Below are 20,713 nucleotides of genomic sequence, written 5' to 3'. Positions count from 1 at the left end.
AGGCGCGGCCCGGCACACGGAATCAACGAGGACTCCGGTGCAGAAGGAGGAACCATGAGTAGTGCTCCGCGTTCGGCGATCGTGATCGGTGCGGGAATGGTGGGTTTGGCCACGGCCCTGGAACTCTGTCGGCGCGGGGTCGCCGTGACCGTCCTGGATCGGGAGGGCGTGGCCGCGGGTTCCTCCCTCGGCAATGCGGGATGGATCAGCCCGGGCCTGGCGATGCCCCTTGCGGACCCAGCCATCTGGCCGAACGCGATCCGCTCGCTGCTGGATCCCGACGCACCCCTGCACATTCCCCCGCGGATCGATCCCCGCCTCTGGGGATTCCTCGCCCGCTTCGCGTCCCACGCTACGCACCGGCGCTGGGACCACACGATGGCGGCGCTCACCACGCTGGACACCCTCGCCCTGGACGCCTTTGACCGCCTGGCCACCGCCGGGGTGGCCGAGCCGACCCATGCGACCCCGTACACCGTTGCCTTCGAGCGTGGGCGCGATGCGCGCGGGTTTGTGGATGAGCTGGCCCGCGTCGCCCGAGCCGGACAGGACGTGACGCTCGAACGGGTCCACACCGCCCCGGCCCAGCTCTCCGGCGCGGTCAGTGCCGTCTATACGCTGAGCGGGCAGCGCTTCCTGGCGCCGGGACCCTTCGTCGCCGATCTTGCCCGGGCGCTTCGAGACCACGGCGGCACCATCCTGACCGGCGAGCGGGTGGACCGCATCGACCCGCAGCGTGGCCGGGGTCGCCGCGAGGTGCGGGTGCGCACGCGCTCCGGAACCATCCACACGGCCGACGCCGTGGTCATCGCGACCGGTGCCTGGCTTCCGGATCTCGCCCGACGCTTCGGGGTGCGTACCCGCGTGCAGGCGGGTCGCGGATACTCGTTTAGCGTGCCCACCGCCGAACCGGTCCACGGCCCCATCTACTTCCCTACCCAGCGGGTGGCCTGCACCCCGTTCCGCGGCGGACTACGGGTGGCCGGAACCATGGAGTTCCGTGGACCCGACGAACCCCTGCAGCAGCGCAGGATCCAGGCGATCGTGAACTCGGTGCGCCCGCTGTTTCGCGGGGTCGACCTGGATGATCGCTCGAATGAGTGGGTCGGCTCCCGTCCGGTGACCCCCGACGGTCTCGCCCTGATCGGGCGCACCCGGGCCCCGGGCGTGTACGTGGCCGGCGGGCATGGGATGTGGGGCATGGTGCTCGGGCCGATCACCGCCGAGCTGCTGACCGAGCAGATCATGACCGGCATTTCCCCCGAGGTCCTCACCCCGTTCGACCCGCTGCGCTAACCACGAAACCCCGGATGCACGGGGCATCCGGGGCTGTGGGGGGGGTGAGATTAGCGGGCGTTTCGCAGCGTAAACACACCGATGATCGCGGCGGCGGCCACCAGACCCGCGCCGATCCAGGCCACCACACCGGCACCACTGTCGAAGGCGTGACGGGCGGATTCCAGCAGGGTCGCGGCCAGCTCGGGCGGCAGGGTCTCGGCCACGTTGGCCGCGCCACCCAGGGTTTCCCCGGCGGCGTGCACCTGCTCGGGGGTCAGATCCTCGGGCAGCACCACCCCGGCACGGTAGTAGGCCGACAGCACGGTACCCAGCGTCGCGGTACCCAGCACCGCCCCCAGCTCATACGCGGTCTCGGACACGGCCGAGGCCGCCCCGGCCTTCTCGGGTGGAGCCCCGGAGATGATCAGCTCGTTGGACACGGTTTCGGCGGCACCGATACCGAGGCCCAGCAGGGCGAAGGCCACCATCATCTCGTAGGCGCCGATATCGCCGCCGGTGAGGGCCACCAGCACGTAGCCGGCGATACTCGTGAGCAGCGCGACCGGGATCACGATCGAGGGACGCACCCGCTTGGCGACCGGCACCACGCCGAGGCCCGCGATGATCATCACGATCAGACCGGGCACCAGCACCAGCGCCGCATCAAACGGCTTGAGTCCCAGCACCAGTTGCAGGTGCTGCGAGACGAAGAACAGTCCACCCACCAGCGCAACCACGCTGAGCAGGTTGATCAGCACCGCACCGGAGAACTGGCCACGGCGGAACAGGGTCATGTCCAGCATCGGGCTCTCGATGCGCAGCTGGCGACGCACAAACGTCACACCGCAGGCGAGACCGATCAGCAGGGTGATGACCGCCAGGGGCACGTTGGCACCCTCGGCGAAGGTCTTGATCGAGAACACAAACGGGGCCATGGTACCCAGCGCCAGCGGGATCGACAGGTAGTCGATCTTGCCGGGGTTGGGGTCCCTGGACTCGGGGATCAGGATCGGCAGCAGGATCACCAGCGGCAGCAGCATGGGCACGGCCAGCAGGAAGACCGAGCCCCAGGGGAAGTGCCCCAGCAGCAGGCCACCCACGACCGGTCCCAGGGCGCTTCCGGCGGAGAACGCGCTGGCCCAGACGGCGATCGCCAGGCGACGCTCGTTACGGTCGGTAAAGATATTGCGCAGCAGCGACAGGGTCGAGGGCATCAGCATGGCGCCGAAGAAGCCCAGCAGTGCGCGAGCCAGGATCAGTTCCCCGGCAGATCCGGCAAACGCGGCAAAGACCGAGACCAGACCGAAGCCGATCGATCCGATCAGCAGGAGTTTTCGGCGACCCAGACGGTCGCCGAGGCTGCCCATCGGGACCAGCAGGCCCGCGAGGATCAGCGGATAGATATCGACCACCCAGAGCAGCTCGGTTGCCGACGGGGTCAGCGCTTCCGAGATCGCGGGGAGGGCAAAGTTTAGGACGGTGTTATCCACCGAGACGAGCAGCACCGGGAGCATCAGCACAACGAGTGCGGCCCAGCGGCGGGTGCGGCTGAGCGAGTCTGCCGCGGTGCGGTTGACGGAAAGCATGTTCACCTCTTCAATTACGAACTCATTTACTGTACCGTCTGGACGGTATACAATCAATACGATCGTGATTTTTAGTCGAAAGGAGTCACATGGCTGCCGAGAGCACAACACGAGAACGCATCCTCGATGCGTTCGAATCCCTGCTCATCACCCAGGGGGAACGCGCCACCACCATCGAGGCGTGCGCCGCCCAGGCGGGCATCTCGAAGGGTGGACTGCTCTACCACTTCGGCTCCCGAGACGCGCTGATCCTCGGGCTGATTGCCCGGGCCGATGGTCTCTCGGCCGAGTACCTGGCCGAGATGACAGCCTCCCCCGACGGGGTCGTGGATAGCCTGATCCGCACCTCGCTGTTCAGCGATGACCGCTTCGACCACGCCACCATCGCCCTCAACCGGCTGGCCCAGGAGGATCACCGAGCCATCGCCTGTCTCCAGCGTTTCCGCCGCGACACCATCGCCCTGCTCGAGAAGGAGCTCGGGGATCCGGTCCTTGCCGAGACGGTCATGCTGATCAGCGACGGCATGTACTACGACTCGGTACTGCGCACCCCCGAGGACAGCACCGTGCCCACCCCCAATGCGGTGCCCGCCGAGGCTATCCTGGCGGTCGTTCACCGACTGCTCCCCTCCCGAACCTCCTAGCTTCCGCACAACCGCTCGATATCGCCCAGCCCCGGAACCACTCCCGTCTGAGACTTCACTCGCCCCACCCAACCCGAAGAGGAGAACTGCAATGACCCGCCCGCACCCGCGAGCGCGCCTGCGCCGCTCAAACCGAATCGAATTTGCCACCTATGTGGCGCTCGCCGTGGCGGTCGCCATCGTTTTGGTGTTTGTCCTGCTGGATGTGCTGGATCAGATCCTGCCCCTCCCCCGGATCCTGGTGCTCGCCCTGGGCATTCTGGTGGTGATCGCCGCCGGCTTTGGAATCCTGGTCCTGATGAGTGTGAAGGCACGCCGCAAGATCGGTACCCTGCGCACCGAGCGCCCCGATGCCCTGGTGTGGTGGATTACCCCGGCCGACAGCTTCGGCCCCGCGCTCGCGGCCCTGGGCGGACCCGAGCTCACCCGTCGCGAACTCGCCGACGGCCTGGCCCTGGTCGCCGAACCCAGCGGACTGGGGTTCTTCCAGACCGAGCGGGCAGACGCCCAGCAGATCTTGGCCCTCCCCGCGGATTCCCTCATCCGGGTGGAAACCGGCCGCCTCACCGCCGGCGTGAATCGCCGCATCGGCATCGCCGTGACCGTGCGCGATTCGTCCGGCGATCAGCACCTCCTGGGGTTCCTCGGGGTCCACGACGTGCTGCCCGCCTTCCTCACCCAGCACGCCACCCGGGCCCTCGCCGCCGAGATCCGCCGCACCCTCGCGGAGTCCACGGAGCGACCCGCTTAGCCCCCACTGGTGATCGAACTCTATGGGATGCAGGGTGTTCTTGCCACTCACCTGAGTCGTGAGGCAAACACCGCCTTTGTGCGGGAACTCAAGCAGGCTCTGGGCCGCCGCCCGCGGGCACCTCGGCGGCCTGATACGCCCATCGCTCCCGAGTCCGTGTAATCGCAAATGTCTGGCCATGACATCTCTGGGAAACCAAAGACCGGCCTTACCGTCCGCGCGCCACGATCTGCGGGTCGCGTGCGTGACCCGCACTGGGGGCTATTTTCCGCACGACACGCAACTAATCTGACATCAGGATTCGGGCGCGCCGCGTCGGACCGGAGAAAGGGGCATCATGGCGGGAAAGTTTGAGCTCTACACGGATAAGGCCGGGCAGTATCGGTTCCGGCTGAAGGCAGGAAACGGCGAGATTATCGCGGTTTCCGAGGGATACGCCTCCAAGTCCGGCGCGCTGAACGGCATCGAATCGGTACGGCGCAACGCTCCCGAATCGCCCGTAGTGGAGATCGAAAAGTAGCGTCGTCACAGACCAAAAACAAAACCCCGGGCCCGAGAAGCACTCCCCCCCCCGCCCCGCCGTTCTGTGTTCGAGTGTTACGCGGTGATACCCACGGCGCGCACGATCGCGGCGTCGATGTCGGTGCGCACCTGCTCGAGCAGCTCCTCCGAAACCGGGGAGTCCACGGTCAGCACGGTGAGTGCCTGGCCGCCGGCCTCGGTACGGGCAATCTGCATGCCGGCGATGTTGATGTTGGCCTCACCGAAGCGCGCACCGTACTGGGCGACGATTCCGGGACGGTCGGTGTAGAGCATGACCACGTGGTGCTCGGCGATCGGCACCTCGATGTCGTAGCCGTTGATGGCCACGAGCTTCTCGATCTGCTTGGGACCGGTGAGGGTACCGGACACCGAGATCTGAGACCCGTCAGCCAGCGCACCGCGCAGGGTGATGACGTCGCGGAAGTCCTCGCTCACCGGGTCGGTGACCAGGCGCACCTCGACACCGCGGGCCTCGGCCAGCAGCGGGGCGTTCACGTAGGAGACCGACTCGCTCACAACCTGGCTGAAGATACCCTTCAGCGCGGCCAGCTTCAGCACCGAAACATCGAAGTTGGTGATCTCACCGCGGATGTCGACCTCGACGCTGGAGAGCGGGGAGACGGTCAGGGCGGAGAAGATCTGGCCCAGCTTCTCGACCAGCGAGATGCCCGGACGCACGTAGGGGTCGATGACGCCACCGGCAACGTTCACCGCGTCCGGCACCAGGTCGCCACCGAGGGCGAGGCGCACGGACTTGGCCACCGAAACGCCGGCCTTCTCCTGTGCTTCCTCGGTCGAGGCGCCCAGGTGCGGGGTCACGATGATGTTTTCCAGACCCAGCAGCTTCTGGTCGGTGGGGGGCTCGCTCACAAACACGTCGAGACCGGCACCGGCGATTTCCCCAGCGACCAGGGCGTCGTGCAGGGCGTCCTCGTCGATCAGGCCACCGCGAGCCACGTTGACCACATACGCGGTCTTCTTCATGGCCTTGAGCTGCTCGGCACCGATCATGCCGATGGTCTCGGGGGTGCGGGGCATGTGGATGGTGATGAAGTCGGACTGGACGAGCAGGTCGTCCAGGCTCAGCAGGGTCACGCCGAGCTGCTGCGCACGAGCCGAGGTGACGTAGGGGTCATAGGCCACAACCTTGACGCCGAAGGCCTTCAGACGCTCGGTGATCAGCGCGCCGATGCGACCCAGGCCGATGATACCGACGGTCTTCTCGAACAGCTCGGTGCCGGTGTACTTCGAGCGCTTCCACTGTCCCTGAGCCAGCGCGTTGTGTGCGGCGGGGATGTGACGGGCGAGCGAGAGGATGTGACCCACGGTCAGCTCGGCGGCCGAGATGATGTTCGAGGTGGGGGCGTTGACCACCATGACACCGGCGTTGGTGGCGGCCTTGATGTCCACGTTGTCCAAGCCCACGCCGGCGCGGGCGATGACCTGCAGGTGCGGGGCCGCGGCAATGGCCTCGGCGTCTACCTGGGTGGCCGAGCGCACCAGAATGGCGTTTGCCTCGGCCAGGGCCGAGAGCAGGGCGGGACGGTCGGTGCCATCCACGTTACGAATATCGAAGTCGGGCCCGAGGGCATCGACAGTGGCGGGCGAGAGTTCTTCAGCAATCAGGACGACGGGTTTCGACACGAAAACAAATCCTTCTGGAACGAGGGTTGGGAAGACTCGCGCCGCATCATCGGGACGCCAGGTACGTACACTCTACTAGGTGATTCATGCCCGTTACGCCGCGCATGAACGATCGTTCACCGCGAGGTGGTATTAGGCGAGGAAAAACGCGGCGGCGAGGCTCAGGGCGATGGCGGAAGACGCGGCCACACCCACCAGATAGGTGAGGATCATCGAGATCCAGCCGCGACGACGACCAATCCGGTAGGAGAGGTAGAACGCGATCAGCGGGACGATGATGCTGAGCACCAGCATGGTCCAGCCGAGCGCCGACACCGATCCGCCGGCCTCGGAAACCCGGCGCGGAATCGTAATCGCGCTGCCCACGCCGCCCCACACCTGGTAGGCGAAGAGCAGGCCAAACACCACGGCAATCGCGATGGTCAGCCAGCGGCGAACCTTCGAGATCGGGGTCGCCTTCTCGGCCGGGGTGGCCAGGGCGTCGAGGTCGGCATCGTCCAGATCCGTCTCGTCAAGATCCGAATCGTCCAGGGCCGCATCGTCGAGGTTGACCTCGTTGCGGGTCACCCCGCCGATCCGCGACTCCGTGGCGGCGGTGTCACCCGAGGCGGTTTCGGGAGCTGCGATGTTCGTCGCGGATACCTCGCCCGCATTCACGTGCTTATCGTCTCGCGCATCGGGGGTGGCCGGGGTGGTGCCGGGGGTGGATTCGGTCATTAGCGCACTCCAAGCAGGAAGGGAATCGGGGCCAGCACGATGGCACCCACGACGAGAGCCACCACGCGCCAGCGCAGCGACTCGGCATGACGGGTGTTCCACAGGGTCGCACCAAACCACAGGGCAGGGGCCAGCACCGCGAAAATCTTACCGATCGAGGTCATCCCGGTGGCCAGCGGATCGGCCCCACCAAAGACGATGGTTCCAATCGACAGCAGCCAACCGATCATGTAGAGCAGGTACACGCCGGCGAGGATCCCGTGCACAAGCAGCAGCACCGAACTCATCTGAGTGCCGCCGGTGTTAACGGCAACCTCTGCCTTGGGTCCACCCACCACGCGCCATCCCGGAGCCACCTCGGTGCCCGCGGCGGGGACCGTGGATTCCTTGAGGGGCTTCTTCTTGGGGGCTACGGCCGGGTTGTGACCAACCAGCGTGGCATCGGTCGCGTCGCCGGCCCAGCTCAGGGCGTCGTCATCGGAGGGGGTGCTCATACCTCCAGATTACCGGACGCGCCGCGCCTCTCGACCAATGCCAGACATCAGCTCTGCGGGACACTCCGAACGCAGGGTATACGCGGGTCGATTCTGCACCGTCAGCGTGACCGCGGGGCCCCCGCTCAGCAACAAGAACCGTTGCCCCGGCATCAGACGATAACCAATGCCTCCCGCGGCGCGCGGCGAAACCGTGACTTCCTGCATCGCGACGATGGACGTTACCGGAATGCGCACAACGCGCAGCGGGGACAGATAGCCGCGAATCTCACCCTCGCTCACACACACCGTGGTTCGGTTCAGGATTCCCACGGCACTCGCAAGACCAAGGATCAGGAGCACCCAGATTCCCGCCGCGACAAGCACCGGGAAAGCGGGGGTTCCCCAGAGGGACCCCAGCGACCCGATAATGAGGCCTTCCGATCCGGCGGCAATGACCGCCGCCGTGATACCCAGCCAGGTCAGCCCGCGTGGACCACGCAGCGTTTCGGTGTACATCCTCCCCCGATCATCCCCGTCGTGTCCCGGCACCAGGAATGGGTGAGGGGTCCTTCTCTAGAACCTAGACCAGGGAGTAGGTGAAATGGCCGCGGTAGTTGGTGACGGTGCCGAGCAGCGGATTGGTCACGAGCACCTGCACGGTCCGGCGATTATTCTCCGAGTCCCAGCCGTCCTCCACGCGCACGCTCACGCCGAGCAGTCGCGGCAGGCGCAGGCGGAGCGGCCCAAGGCGTAGCGCGCACTCCTCCGAGCGCAGGGACAGGTGACCGCGTTCGGTCGCGGTGCAGCGCAGGATGATCTCGATCACGCGCCAGGATCCCACCCGGTTGCGCAGGGTGCCCGGTGTGGGTCCGGCGAGGAGGATGTCGCTCATGGCCCGGGTGGCCCGGCGGAAGCGGAATAGGCGGAAGGCGGCGAGGGTGGGGGCACCGTGCTCGTCGGTTCCGGGCTGGTTGAGGATCGTGAAGGGGACGTTGCTCTCGTGCCGATCCAGCAGCATCGCCGGACCCACCACGGGCATGGCGAGCCAGGTCAGCCGGCCAAACTTGGTTCCGGCGGAATCGAAGACGCCGGTGCCCACACCGACACCGGACTCCCCCGGACCGACCACATACTCGCGCACCTCGGGCTTGAGCCTGTCGATATCCGGACCGAGAGCCTCGGTATACACGGATCGAACGGTGTGCGGATCGGTCATGCGTGCGGGTCCCCTTCGCGCGTGGTGCTGAGGCCCACCCTAGCAGGACGCACAAACCCGCCCCGGAAGAAATCTTCCGGGGCGGGTTTCGGCTAGTAGCTAGCGACTAGCGTGCGGCGGAACCGTCGGTCCTCGTAGCGAGCACCTCCGAATCCTGCTGCGATCCGTGAACGCTTTTAGCGTGCGGCGGAACCATCCGTGTAGTCCTCATCCTGCTGCTTCCAGGCGAAGAGCGAACGCAGCTCGCGACCGGTGGTCTCGATCGGGTGCTGCTCGGCCTTGGCACGGAGCTCCAGGAACTCCTTGCCGCCGTTGTCCTGGTCGTCGATGAAGCGCTTGGCGAATGCACCGGTCTGGATGTCGGAGAGAACGGCCTTCATGTTCTCCTTGACCTCGGGGGTGATCACGCGGGGGCCGGAGACGTAGTCGCCGTACTCGGCGGTGTCGGAGACCGACCAGCGCTGCTTGGCGATGCCACCCTCCCACATCAGGTCCACGATGAGCTTGAGCTCGTGCAGCACCTCGAAGTAGGCGATCTGCGGCTGGTAGCCGGCCTCGGTCAGGGTCTCGAAGCCGTACTGAACCAGCTGCGAAACGCCACCGCAGAGAACAGCCTGCTCACCGAACAGGTCGGTCTCGGTCTCCTCGGTGAAGGTGGTCTTGATGACACCGGCGCGGGTTCCACCGATGGCCTTGGCGTAGGACAGGGCGATGTCCCAGGCGGTGCCGGTGGCGTCTACCTCAACGGCAACGATGTCCGGGATTCCGCGGCCGGCGACGAACTCGCGACGCACGGTGTGGCCCGGAGCCTTCGGGGCGATCAGCACAACGTCGACACCGGCGGGTGCCTCGATGTAACCGAAACGGATGTTGAAGCCGTGGGCGAAGGCCAAGGTCTTGCCCTCGGTCAGCTTGTCCTTGACCGACTCGGTGTAGATCGAGCGCTGGTGCTGGTCCGGCGCCAGGATCATGATGAAGTCGGCCCACTCGGCGGCGTCGGCAACGTTCTTGACGGCGAAGCCGGCCTCTTCGGCCTTGTTGATGGACTTGGATCCGTCCTTGAGGCCGATAACGACCTCAACGCCCGAGTCCCGGAGGTTGAGCGCGTGTGCGTGGCCCTGCGAGCCGTAGCCAATGATGGCTACCTTCTTGCCCTGAATGAGCGTCAGGTCGGCGTCCTGGTCGTAGACAATCTCAGTCACTGGTTATTCTCCTTGTTTGATCCCGCGGCCGCCGGTGCGGATCCGCAAGTGGTGGACCGTGTTCCCCGTTGGGGCACGGAAATTTAGTGTTTGAAAACGCGCTCGGTGATGGACTTGGAACCGCGTCCGATGGCGAGCAGGCCCGACTGTGCAAGCTCCTTGATCCCGAAGGGTTCGAGGACACGGAGGAACGCCTGGGTCTTGCCGGTGTCTCCGGTGACCTCGATCACCAGGGCGTCGGTGGCCACATCGACCACCCGGGCACGGAACAGGTTCACGGCTTCGAGCACCTGAGAGCGGGTGGTGTTATCCACCCGAACCTTGATCAGCATGTGTTCGCGCTCCACCGACTGGGTCGGGTCCAGCTCCACAATCTTGATCACGTTGATCAGCTTGTTGAGCTGCTTGGTGACCTGCTCAAGGGGCAGGCCCTCGACCTCGGCGACCACGGTGATGCGCGAGAGGCCTTCGACCTCGCTGGCACCCACCGCGAGCGACTCGATGTTGAATCCGCGACGGGCAAACAGACCGGCAACGCGGGTCAGCAGACCCGGCTTGTCCTCCACGAGGAGGCTGAGAACGTGACGCGACATGGCTTAGACCTCCTCATCGAATGCGGGAGCGTGCTCCCGGGCGTACTGAACAAAACTATTGGATACTCCCTGCGGGACCATCGGCCACACCATCGAGTCCGCCGAGACGACGAAGTCGATGACCACGGGGCGGTCGTTGGTTTCCAGCGCGAGCTTGATGGCGGCGTCGATCTGGTCCTCACGCTCGACCCGGATGCCCAGGCAGTCATACGCGTCCGCGAGCTTCAGGAAGTCGGGGATGCGCACGGTGTCGTGGCCGGTGTTGAGGTCGGTGTTGGAGTGGCGTCCGTCGTAGAACAGCGTCTGCCACTGGCGCACCATGCCCAGCGAGGAGTTGTTGATCACCGCGACCTTGATCGGGATGTTGTTGAGGCGGCAGGTGGCGAGCTCCTGATTGGTCATCTGGAAACAGCCGTCCCCGTCAATCGCCCACACCACACGCTCGGGTTCGGCAACCTTGGCACCCATCGCGGCGGGAACCGCGTAGCCCATGGTGCCGGCACCACCGGAGTTGATCCAGCCGTTGGGACGCTCATACTTGATGAACTGTGCGGCCCACATCTGGTGCTGACCCACACCCGACACGAACGTACCCTCGGAGCCGGTGAGTTCACCGATCCGCGAGATCACGTGCTGCGGGGCGAGCAGGCCGTCGGTGGTCGGCGCGTATCCCAGCGGGAACTCGGCGAGCAGACCGTTCAGGCGGGTCCACCACTCGGCGATGTCCGGGGTGGTCTCGGGCAGGGCCTGGGCGTAGGCGGCGGAGAGGTCGCCGATGACGTCCTTCACATCGCCCACGATCGGCACATCGGCGATCCGGATCTTGGAGATCTCTGCCGGGTCGATGTCCACGTGCACAACCTTGGCGTCGGGGGCGAACAGGTCCGCCTTGCCGGTAACGCGGTCATCGAAGCGGGCGCCGAGGGCCACGATCAGGTCGGATTCCTGCAGCGCGAGCACAGCGGGAACCGTTCCGTGCATGCCGGGCATACCCAGGTTTTGCGGGTGCGAGTCCGGGAAGGCACCGCGGGCCATCAGGGTGGTGACGATCGGCACGCCTGTGCGCTCGGCCAGCTCCAGGAGCTCCTCCGAGGCGCGGCCGCGGATCACGCCGCCGCCCACGTAGAACACCGGACGCTTGGCTTCGAGGATCAGCTGCGCGGCGGCGTTGATCTGCTTGCCGTGCGCCTTGGTGACCGGACGGTAGCCGGGCAGGTCGAGGGTGACCGGCCAAATGAAGGGCACCGAGTCCTGCTGTGCATCCTTGGTGATGTCCACCAGGACGGGGCCGGGACGACCGGTCGTGGCGATGTGAGCCGCCGCGGCCAGGGTTGCCGGAATGTCCTTGGCGTCCTTCACCAGGAAGGAGTGCTTGGTGATTGGCATCGTGATACCCACGATGTCGGCCTCCTGGAACGCGTCGGTTCCCATCAGGTTCGAGAACACCTGACCGGTGATCGCGAGCATCGGGACCGAGTCCATGTGGGCATCGGCGATCGCGGTCACCAGGTTGGTGGCACCGGGACCGCTGGTTGCGATGCAGACACCGAGCTTGCCGGTGGCCGCGGCGTATCCCTGGGCGGCGTGGCCGGCACCCTGCTCGTGACGAACGAGGATGTGGCGCAGCTCGGTGGAGTCCATCAGCGGGTCGTAGACCGGCAGGATGGCCCCGCCGGGGAGACCGAACACGTCGGTCACCCCCAGCAGTTCCAGCGTGCGCACAACCGCCTGGGCACCGGTCAGCACCGGGGTGTCGGTGCGTGCGGGGCCCGGGATCGGGCTATCGGATTGGGGACGTGGGGTGGGAGTGTCAGCTGACATGTGACAAATGATTCCTCAAGTGATGATGATCTGACTGGGGACGCAAAACTAGCCGGTGATCGCGCCTTCTGCGGCCGATCGAACGAGCTTAGAGTATTTTGCGAGTACGCCACGGGTATAGCGCGGGGGAAGCGGTGCCCAGCCTTCACGGCGGGCGGCCAGCTCGGACTCCTCGACAAGTAGGTCAAGAGAGCGAGCTGCGATATTGACCCGAATGAGATCACCATCGCGCACGAATGCAATAGGACCTGCGTCCACTGCTTCGGGTGCTATGTGGCCGATGCACAGTCCGGTTGTGCCGCCTGAGAATCGACCGTCCGTTAATAGTAGTACATCTTTTCCGAGTCCCGCACCCTTGATGGCCGCGGTGATGGCCAGCATCTCGCGCATACCCGGTCCACCCTTGGGGCCCTCATAGCGGATAACCACTACGTCTCCGGCCTGGATCTTGCCCTCGGTCAGTGCGTCCATGGCACCTCGCTCGCGCTCGAACACCCGGGCGGGTCCCTCGAAGATTTCGGCGTCGAAGCCGGCGGTCTTCACCACGGCACCCTCGGGGGCAAACGAACCGTGCAGGATCGTCAGGCCACCGGTGGCGTGGATGGGGTTGTCCAGGGTGCGGATGACCTCGCCGTCCAGCGGGTCGGGGTTCAGCTCGGCCAGGTTCTCGGCCACGGTCTTGCCGGTCACGGTGAGCGCGTCACCGTGCAGCAGGCCGGCGTCCAGCAGCGCCTTCATCACGACGGGGATACCACCGTGGCGGTCCACGTCGTTCATAACGTACTTACCGAAGGGCTTGAGGTCACCGATGTGGGGAACCTTGTCGCCGATGCGGTTGAAGTCGTCCAGGGTCAGGTCAACCTCGGCCTCGCGGGCGATGGCCAGCAGGTGCAGCACGACGTTGGTCGAACCGCCGAAGGCCATGGCCACGGCGATGGCGTTCTCGAACGCCTTCTTGGTCAGGATGTCGCGGGCGGTGATGCCCAGGCGCAGCATGTTGACCACGGCCTCGCCCGAGCGGTGGGCGAAGTAGTCGCGGCGACGGTCGGCCGAGGGCGGCGCGGCCGAGCCGGGGAGGCTCATGCCCAGGGCTTCGGCGACCGAGGCCATGGTGTTGGCGGTGTACATACCACCGCAGGCACCCTCACCCGGGGCGATCGCGCACTCGATGCGCTTGAGGTCTTCCTCGCTCATGGTTCCGGCCTTGCAGGCACCCACGGCCTCGAAGGCGTCGATGATCGTGACGTCCTTCTCGGTGCCGTCGGAGAGCTTGACCCAACCCGGGGCGATCGATCCGGCGTAGAGGAAGACGCTGGCCAGGTCGAGGCGGGCGGCGGCCATCAGCATGCCGGGCAGCGACTTGTCACAGCCGGCCAGCAGCACGGTGCCGTCGAGACGCTCGGCCATGACCACGGTCTCGACCGAGTCGGCGATGACCTCGCGCGAGACGAGCGAGAAGTGCATGCCCTCGTGACCCATCGAGATACCGTCGGAGACGGAGATGGTGCCGAACTGGAGCGGGTATCCGCCACCGGAGTGGACGCCTTCCTTGGCGCCCTGAGCAAGCCGGTCAAGCGAGAGGTTACACGGGGTAATTTCGTTCCACGAGGACGCGATACCAATCTGGGGTTTGTCCCAGTCGGCGTCTCCCATTCCGACGGCACGGAGCATGCCTCGGGACGTGGTGGCTTCGATTCCATCGGTTACTGCGCGACTTCGCGGCTTCAGGTCAATCTCGGACATAAAGAGAGTCTAGGACCTAATTCGTGACCGTTTTGGCATATGCGCGTGATGCACGTGCACGGGCGAGCGCACGAAGTACCAGCGCGACCTCGTGCGGACCCGCGACCCGATGCTCGGCCCGCGTCTCCCCCGGACCACACTTGAGTCCAAAATCCCCGGATTCAAGGGCCGCGAAGGCGTCCTCATCGGTCACATCGTCCCCGGCGTAGAACACCGCATCGGCACCGGTGTGTGCGCGCAAACGTGCAATTCCGTCGCCCTTGGTGGCCGACAAAATACTAAATTCCAGCACATCTTTTCCCGTACGTTCACTCAGTTCGGGATCGTTGGCGCGCACCCAGGCGCGAACGGCACCGTGCAGGGCCGGCACCGAGACCTGCTCGGCCAGGCGGGTATGAACCGCGGCCCCCAGCGGCTTGGGTTCTACCCAGGCCCCGGCGATCCCGGCGGCCCCGCGCTCAAGCGCCTGCACCAGTGCCGCGACTCGTGCCCGTTCGGCCTCGGTGGGCTCGGGTCCGGCATCCTCCCCCAGGCGGTACTCTCCGCCGTGTGAGGCGACGATGAGGATGCCCGCGGAGTCCGGATACAGCGCATCCAGCGAGGCCAGGTCTCGCCCCGAGACCAGGGCCACGGTGGTGTCCGGGAGGCCGCGCAGCTCGGCGATGGCCGCGGCCGATTCGGGCAGCGCGCGGGCGCTCATCGGATCGTCCACGATCGGGGCCAGGGTCCCGTCAAAGTCCAGCGCCACCAGGATGCGCGGGGTCTCGGCAAACCGGTTCAGGGCCGCTTCGAGGACGGGAGCCAGGCCCGCCGCCGCGGTTCCTTTCTCTCCGGATTCCCCCGGAGTCGGCGTGCCTTCGCCGGGCCCGGTCACTGCTGCTCCGCCCCGACCCGGTGCCCGCGCGCCTCATCCAGGCGGGCGGCGGCCGAACGCTCCAGCTCGGCCAGGAACGCGGTGGACCAGCGTTCCACGTCGTTCTCGCGCACCTTCTTCCGCATCGACTTCATCCGCTTGGCCCGCTCGGGCTGGGGCATGTTGATCGCGGTCATGATGGTGTCTTTCAGACCCTCGATGTCGTGCGGGTTGATCAGCAGCGCCTGGGTCAGGTCATCCGATGCCCCGGCAAACTCGCTCAGCACCAGCACGCCGTCCTGATCGAACCGGGTGGCCACATACTCCTTGGCCACCAGGTTCATGCCGTCGCGCAGCGCGGTAACCAGCATCACGTCGGAGGCCAGGTAGAGCGCCACCATCTCCTCGCGCGGATAGCCGTGGTGCAGATAGTGCACGGCCGAGTGACCGATCTGGCCGAAGTCGCCGTTGATCCGGCCCACCGTGAGCTCGATCTCGTCGCGCAGCTGGCGGTAGGTTTCCACCCGCTCGCGACTCGGGCTGGCGACCTGGATCAGGGTCACGTCGGCGGGGTCGATCCGTCCGTCGGCCAGCAGCTCGCCGTAGGCCTTCAGGCGGTGACGGATGCCCTTGGTGTAGTCCAGCCGGTCCACGCCGAACAGAATTTTGCCCGAGCCACCCAGATCCGAACGGATCTCGGCCGCCCGTGCCTGCACCTCGGGGGTGCGCGCCAGGGCCTCGAAGCTCGCCGAGTCGATCGAGATCGGGAAGTGCTTGGCCAGCACATGACGGGTGGGGCCGCCGCGGCGATAGCCTCCGGTCTGGCCGGGCGAGGAGTCGGATTCCAGCGGCACATAGACGCTGGTGCCCTTGGTTTCATAACCCACCAGGCGACGCACGGCCCGGGTGAAGTTGGAGGCGTCGGCGACCCGCTGGAAGCCGATCACATCGGCACCCAGCAGACCCTCGATGATCTGGGTCCGCCAGGGCAGCTGCGAGAACAGGCCGTAGGCGGGGAAGGGAATGTGGTTGAAGAAACCGATGGTGAGGTCGGGACGCAACTCACGCAGCATGCCCGGCACCAGCTGCAGCTGGTAGTCGTGCACCCAGACGGTGGCGCGGTCATTCGCGGTCTCGGCGGCGGCCTCGGCGAAGCGGCGGTTGACCTTGACGTAGGAATCCCACCACTCACGGTGATAAGTGGGCGGCGCGATCACGTCGTGATAGAGCGGCCAGAGCGTGTCGTTGGAGAAGCCCTCGTAGTAGCTCTCGACCTCTTCGGCGCTGAGCGGAACCGGCACGATTCGGGTGCCGTTATGGGTGAACGGGGAGATGCCCTCGGTGTCGGCACCGGCCCATCCCACCCAGGCGCCACCCAGGCGCTCCATCACCGGGGTGAGAGCCGTGACCAGCCCTCCCGGAGATGTCCGCCACCCCGGCTCACCCTCGGCCGTGGTGTAGCGGTCCACCGGCAAGCGGTTGGCCACCACCACAAAGTCAAAGCGGGCTTCGGACTGGTTGGTACCTGATGTCATCGTTATACTCCCCGTGGTTGCCAGACAGGCTATCAGTCGAAGATGTGCAGATCTCACCTCATTTTCACCTGCGGGGTCTATGCTGGCCCCGATGATACAGATCGGAATGAGCACGTCCTGCGTTTACCCGCTCGAAACCGAGCGGGCGTTCCAGCTCGCACGGGAGGCCGGATTTGACGGCGTCGAGGTCATGGTGACCAATGCCGCAACCACCCGCGATGCCGTCGAGCTGCGGAAGCTGAGCAAGAAGTATCACCTGCCGATCCTGTCGATCCATGCGCCGGTTCTGCTGCTCACCACCTTCGTATGGGGTCGCGATCCGCAGGTCAAGCTCGAACGTTCGGCCGAACTGGCCGCCGCCGTGGGCGCGGACACCGTGGTGGTGCACCCGCCGTTTCGCTGGCAGAAGGACTACTCGGAGAACTTCCTCGAGATCGTGCGCCGGATCGAAACCTCCTCGGGAATCAACATCGGCGTGGAAAACATGTTCCCGTGGAAGGCGAAGGGCCGCTCGGTGGCCGCCTATGCCCCGGGCTGGGATCCCAGCGACTGGGACTGCGACAACGTGACCCTGGACTTCTCCCATGCCTCCCTGGCCGGGCAGAGCGGGCTCGAACTGGCGCAGCACTTTGGCGACCGGCTGCGCCACATTCACCTGTGTGATGGATCCGGCTCCCAGGACGATGGCCAGATTTTTGATGAACACCTGATCCCGGGCATGGGCACCCAGCCGGTGGCCGAAACCCTGGAGTATCTGGCCGCCAAGAACTGGGACGGCGCGGTGGTGGCCGAGATTAATACGCGTCGGGCCAAGTCCGATGCCGAACGCCTCAAGGCCCTGCGCAAGACCGTGCGGTTTGCCCGCACCCATCTGGGGCTGCACACGCGCTAGTTTTCTGCGCATCCACGGCGGGTATATTCCCGCCTCGCCCCGGTCGCACGCTAGGGTTGAAGGGTTCCGGTTCGAAATGAGGGCGCATGCGTAAGTATCTTCTGAACATTGGTGTGATCAGCGCCGCGTTTGGTGCGGTGGGCCTGATCCGGGCTACCGCTTCGGGACCGCGCAACTGGCGCCTTGCCCTGCTGTGGTTCAGCTGGCTGATCTCGCTCGCGCTGGCGATCGGGACCGTCGCCGAAGACAATCCGCGCATCGAACGCGACTAAATTTTTCCTGCGCTGATCCCCGGTTCTGTCCTAGACTGACCGGGAATACACGCACGCCCACACTTCGACTCGCCTTCGGGAGTTTTATGCGCGCCCTTCCCGTCTCTCCAGACCCCACCCGCACCGCGATTGGGCATCGGCTGCGTGCCGCACGGCAGGCGCAGCTGCTGACCATCGAGCAGCTGGCCGAAACCACCGGCCTGTCCAAGGGATTCATCTCCCGGGTCGAGCGCAATCAGACGTCCCCGAGCGTGAGCACCCTGGTGGCGCTGTGTGATGTGTTGAACGTGGCCGTGGGCGACCTCTTTAAGCGCTCCGAGCAGCTCGTGGTGCGCGGCGCCGATGCCCCGCGGATCACCCTGGGTGGCGAGGGCATGCTGGAGCTCCTGGTGTCCCCGCGGACCGAGAAGCGTGTCCAGGTGGTGCGCACGATCGTGGATCCCGGCGGTCACAGCGGCGAGGCCCCCTACTCGGTGAGCGCCGAGCTGGACCTGGTGTACCTGGTGCGCGGACGGATCGAGATGAGCTTTGCCGACGCCGTCTGGGAACTGGGCGCCGGGGATTCGCTAACCCTGGACGGACGCGAACCGCACTCCTGGAAGGTGCTCGGGGATGAGAGCGCCGAGCTGTTGTGGGTCATGGTCCCGGCCACCTGGAACGGCAACCCGACCTCGGGATAGAGCCCAACACAAAACCCCCACGGTTTCCCGTGGGGGTTTTGTTGTACCGGTGGCGCCTTCTTACAGGGCGATCACCGGGTTTTCGAGGATGCCGATGCCGTCCAGCGCGGCCCGCACCGTATCCCCGGGCTTGATCGGGGACGCGGTCTCCGGCGAACCGGTGAGGATCACATCCCCGGGTCCGAGCGTCATATACTCGCTCAGGTATTCGATCTGCTCGGCGATGTTCCAGGCGAGCCGGTCGGTGTCGCTCTGGCAGCGCAGCTCTCCGTTGACAAAGAGTTCCAGCGGAACCGAGTCCGGATCCAGGTCGCTTACCAGCCAGGGGCCGAGCGGGGTGAAGCCGTCTCCGCTCTTGGACTGGATCATCTTTTCGTCGAGGGCGATCTGGTCGGTCGCGGTCACGTCGTTACCGATCGTGAATCCGGCGATGACCTCGGCGGCCTCCCGTGCGCTGACGTTGCGGCAGTGCACCCCGATGACCACGGCGAGTTCGGCCTCGGCCACCACGTTTCCGTGTCCGGGAACGATCCGGATCGGCTCCCCCGAACCGATCGCGGACCTGGCGGACTTCATGAACGCCTGCCGGGGAATGGCCCGGTCGGCGGCGGAACCGTTGTGAGCCATGCCGAGGATGACCCGGGGATCACTCGGTGCGGCGAGCACCGCGCCCTCGAGCGGCCAGTAACGACCGGTCAGCGGCGAAACCGTGGCCCACTCATCGGCGACCTCATACCAGGCGCCGTCGATCTCGCGGACCGGGACGATCTGGGTGAGGCCGGAGCCTGTGACGTTCCCCGCGTCGGGGGCGGCTGGTGCGCCGCCCCCGATGCGCAGTCTGGCCCGGCGCACTAGGAGCGTCCGACGGTGGCCAGCGGGCGCTCGGCGATCTGGGCGGCGGTGTCGGTGAGGGCGTCGCCGTGCAGGGTTAGGTCGCGGCCGCGGGTTTCCGGGGTGACGAAGGTGGCCCACAGGGTGAGCGCGCCGAGCAGCAGCACGTAACCGGCCAGCGGGATCCAGGATCCGGTGGTGGCGGTCAGCAGCGAGGCACCGATCAGCGGGGCGATACCGCCGGCGAGCACCGCCGAGAACTCGCGGGACACGGCCACACCCACGTAGCGGTGGCGGTTACCAAACAGCTCGGGCAGGGTCGCGCACTGGGCACCCAGCATCACGTTGATGGAGAGGGTGTAGGTCAGCGCGAGCACCGGGATGATGACGCTCACGTTGCCCTGAGACATCAGCCACCAGGCGGGGATCGCCAGCACCAGCTGGATGATCACACCGGCGCGGTAGACGGGCATCCGTCCGAAGCGGTCGCTCAGCGCACCGGCCAGCGGCAGGATGATCACACCGAGGGTCGCACCGATCGCGATGGCCAGCGGGCCCACCCAGGACTCCACACCCACGTACACGGTGATGAAGGAGATCGCCAGGGTCTGGTACAGCGCCGATCCACCGTTCTCGGCCATGCGCAGGCCGATGCCGCGAATGACGCTACCGAAGGACTTGGTGAAGACCTCCTTGAGCGGCGAGTGCTGCTCCTGCTCCTGCTTTTCCAGCTGCACGAAGGTGGGCGACTCGGCCAGGCGGTAGCGGATGAAGACCGAGACGGCGATCAGCAGGATCGAGGCCAGGAACGGCACACGCCACAGCCAGTCATGCACGATCTGCTGGTCCACGAGGCCCAGCAGGTAGAACACGATCGAGGCCAGCACGGTCCCGATCATGATGCCCACAAACGGCAGGGCCGAGAAGAATCCGCGGCGGCGAACCGGCGCGTACTCGGCCATCAGCGTGGTGGCACCGGCCTGTTCGGCTCCGGCACCGAGGCCCTGCAGAACCCGCAGGAAGACCAGGAGGATGGGGGCCCAGATGCCGATCTGCTCGCCGGTGGGCAGCACACCGATCAGGGTCGAGGCACCACCCATCAGGCCGATGGTGGCCATCAGAACCCACTTGCGGCCGAGCTTGTCGCCCAGCACACCGAAGAAGATTCCGCCGAAGGGGCGGGCGAAGAACCCGACCGCGTAGGTCGCGAAACCGGCGGCGATGCCGGCTCCGGGGCCCAGGGCGGGGAAGAAGAGCTGACCGAAGATCAGCGCGGAGGCGAGCCCGTAGAGGGCGAAGTCGTAGTACTCAAGTGCGCTTCCGACACTGGAAGCAAGGGTGGCGCGGCGCAGGTTGTTGGCGTATTCCGGATCGTCGGATCCGCGGACCTCTGCGGCGGGGGATGTGGACACGGTCTGTACCTTTCGGGACGGCTC

At 66.2% G+C, this 20,713-nt stretch carries 21 protein-coding genes; 7 read left to right on the top strand and 14 right to left on the bottom strand.

Translation table 11 applies throughout. The annotated features are described in order from the left end of the window. Nucleotides 1–54 precede the first annotated feature (54 nt). Nucleotides 55–1,296: an NAD(P)/FAD-dependent oxidoreductase gene (locus IE92_RS0111395; RefSeq protein ID WP_030148622.1), complete on the top strand. Its 1,242-nt coding sequence runs from the start codon at nt 55–57 to the stop codon at nt 1,294–1,296. Between the two features lie 50 nt (nt 1,297–1,346). Here the strand turns inward: IE92_RS0111395 and IE92_RS0111390 are convergent, their stop codons facing one another. Further along, the gene (locus tag IE92_RS0111390) at nt 1,347–2,864 is read right to left on the bottom strand and encodes an MFS transporter (protein WP_030148621.1); all 1,518 of its coding nucleotides are present in this window, start codon (nt 2,862–2,864) and stop codon (nt 1,347–1,349) included. 89 nt (nt 2,865–2,953) lie between these two features. On the opposite strand from IE92_RS0111390, the gene IE92_RS0111385 reads away from it, so the two are divergent. The 3 genes from IE92_RS0111385 to IE92_RS0111375 all read left to right on the top strand — a co-directional run bounded on the left by IE92_RS0111385 (nt 2,954) and on the right by IE92_RS0111375 (nt 4,779). Next, nucleotides 2,954–3,508, top strand: coding sequence for a TetR/AcrR family transcriptional regulator (locus IE92_RS0111385; protein WP_030149590.1), 555 nt, complete (start codon nt 2,954–2,956; stop codon nt 3,506–3,508). Between the two features lie 91 nt (nt 3,509–3,599). Then, nucleotides 3,600–4,259 (top strand): hypothetical protein, encoded by a 660-nt coding sequence (locus IE92_RS0111380; RefSeq protein ID WP_030148619.1) that lies wholly within the window; start codon nt 3,600–3,602, stop codon nt 4,257–4,259. A gap of 337 nt (nt 4,260–4,596) precedes the next feature. Continuing rightward, the gene (locus tag IE92_RS0111375; RefSeq protein WP_030148618.1) at nt 4,597–4,779 is read left to right on the top strand and encodes a YegP family protein; all 183 of its coding nucleotides are present in this window, start codon (nt 4,597–4,599) and stop codon (nt 4,777–4,779) included. A 77-nt stretch (nt 4,780–4,856) separates the two neighbouring features. On the opposite strand, the gene serA is transcribed toward IE92_RS0111375, so the two are convergent. The 11 genes from serA to otsA all read right to left on the bottom strand — a co-directional run bounded on the left by serA (nt 4,857) and on the right by otsA (nt 16,602). After that, on the bottom strand, nt 4,857–6,446 hold the full coding sequence (serA, locus tag IE92_RS0111370; protein WP_030148617.1) for a phosphoglycerate dehydrogenase: 1,590 nt from the start codon (nt 6,444–6,446) through the stop codon (nt 4,857–4,859). A gap of 132 nt (nt 6,447–6,578) precedes the next feature. Beyond that, on the bottom strand, nt 6,579–7,163 hold the full coding sequence (locus IE92_RS17380) for a hypothetical protein (protein WP_051701579.1): 585 nt from the start codon (nt 7,161–7,163) through the stop codon (nt 6,579–6,581). Next, nucleotides 7,163–7,657, bottom strand: a complete 495-nt coding sequence (locus tag IE92_RS17375) for a hypothetical protein (protein ID WP_030148615.1) — start codon at nt 7,655–7,657, stop codon at nt 7,163–7,165. Before IE92_RS17375 ends, IE92_RS17380 begins: the two co-directional genes overlap by 1 nt. A gap of 9 nt (nt 7,658–7,666) precedes the next feature. Further along, a complete protein-coding gene (locus IE92_RS0111355) occupies nt 7,667–8,155 on the bottom strand; it encodes a hypothetical protein (RefSeq protein ID WP_030148614.1) in 489 nt (162 codons plus the stop codon). A gap of 64 nt (nt 8,156–8,219) precedes the next feature. Further along, entirely contained in the window at nt 8,220–8,855 is a 636-nt protein-coding gene (locus tag IE92_RS0111350) for a DUF4166 domain-containing protein (RefSeq protein ID WP_030148613.1), read from the bottom strand. A 176-nt stretch (nt 8,856–9,031) separates the two neighbouring features. Next, nucleotides 9,032–10,057: a ketol-acid reductoisomerase gene (gene ilvC / locus IE92_RS0111345; RefSeq protein WP_030148612.1), complete on the bottom strand. Its 1,026-nt coding sequence runs from the start codon at nt 10,055–10,057 to the stop codon at nt 9,032–9,034. A gap of 83 nt (nt 10,058–10,140) precedes the next feature. Then, nucleotides 10,141–10,650 (bottom strand): acetolactate synthase small subunit, encoded by a 510-nt coding sequence (ilvN, locus tag IE92_RS0111340; protein ID WP_030148611.1) that lies wholly within the window; start codon nt 10,648–10,650, stop codon nt 10,141–10,143. Nucleotides 10,651–10,653: 3 nt separating this feature from the next. Continuing rightward, entirely contained in the window at nt 10,654–12,471 is a 1,818-nt protein-coding gene (locus IE92_RS0111335; protein WP_030148610.1) for an acetolactate synthase large subunit, read from the bottom strand. A 48-nt stretch (nt 12,472–12,519) separates the two neighbouring features. Continuing rightward, nucleotides 12,520–14,214: a dihydroxy-acid dehydratase gene (gene ilvD / locus IE92_RS0111330; RefSeq protein ID WP_030148609.1), complete on the bottom strand. Its 1,695-nt coding sequence runs from the start codon at nt 14,212–14,214 to the stop codon at nt 12,520–12,522. A 16-nt stretch (nt 14,215–14,230) separates the two neighbouring features. Continuing rightward, nucleotides 14,231–15,088, bottom strand: a complete 858-nt coding sequence (gene otsB / locus IE92_RS0111325; RefSeq protein WP_051701580.1) for a trehalose-phosphatase — start codon at nt 15,086–15,088, stop codon at nt 14,231–14,233. Next, complete coding sequence (gene otsA, locus IE92_RS0111320; RefSeq protein ID WP_081863880.1) at nt 15,085–16,602, bottom strand: alpha,alpha-trehalose-phosphate synthase (UDP-forming); 1,518 nt, start codon at nt 16,600–16,602, stop codon at nt 15,085–15,087. The genes otsB and otsA overlap by 4 nt, the downstream gene beginning before the upstream one ends. 91 nt (nt 16,603–16,693) lie before the next feature. On the opposite strand from otsA, the gene IE92_RS0111315 reads away from it, so the two are divergent. The 3 genes from IE92_RS0111315 (at nt 16,694) to IE92_RS0111305 (ending at nt 18,446) form a co-directional block, all read left to right on the top strand. Next, on the top strand, nt 16,694–17,494 hold the full coding sequence (locus IE92_RS0111315; RefSeq protein WP_030149592.1) for a sugar phosphate isomerase/epimerase family protein: 801 nt from the start codon (nt 16,694–16,696) through the stop codon (nt 17,492–17,494). 86 nt (nt 17,495–17,580) lie between these two features. Then, nucleotides 17,581–17,766: a hypothetical protein gene (locus IE92_RS0111310; RefSeq protein WP_030148605.1), complete on the top strand. Its 186-nt coding sequence runs from the start codon at nt 17,581–17,583 to the stop codon at nt 17,764–17,766. An 86-nt stretch (nt 17,767–17,852) separates the two neighbouring features. After that, the gene (locus IE92_RS0111305) at nt 17,853–18,446 is read left to right on the top strand and encodes a helix-turn-helix domain-containing protein (protein WP_030148604.1); all 594 of its coding nucleotides are present in this window, start codon (nt 17,853–17,855) and stop codon (nt 18,444–18,446) included. 60 nt (nt 18,447–18,506) lie between these two features. Here IE92_RS0111305 and IE92_RS0111300 read toward each other — a convergent pair whose 3' ends face one another. Both IE92_RS0111300 and IE92_RS0111295 read right to left on the bottom strand, forming a co-directional pair. Then, entirely contained in the window at nt 18,507–19,298 is a 792-nt protein-coding gene (locus IE92_RS0111300; RefSeq protein WP_211250781.1) for a fumarylacetoacetate hydrolase family protein, read from the bottom strand. Further along, nucleotides 19,298–20,689, bottom strand: a complete 1,392-nt coding sequence (locus IE92_RS0111295) for an MFS transporter (RefSeq protein ID WP_030148602.1) — start codon at nt 20,687–20,689, stop codon at nt 19,298–19,300. The genes IE92_RS0111300 and IE92_RS0111295 overlap by 1 nt, the downstream gene beginning before the upstream one ends. Nucleotides 20,690–20,713 lie beyond the last annotated feature (24 nt).

This window comes from Mycetocola saprophilus, from assembly GCF_000718085.1.
Classification (GTDB): Bacteria; Actinomycetota; Actinomycetes; order Actinomycetales; family Microbacteriaceae; genus Mycetocola; species Mycetocola saprophilus.
Note: the sequence above shows the minus strand (reverse complement) of the source record. Positions and strands in the feature narration are given on the sequence as shown.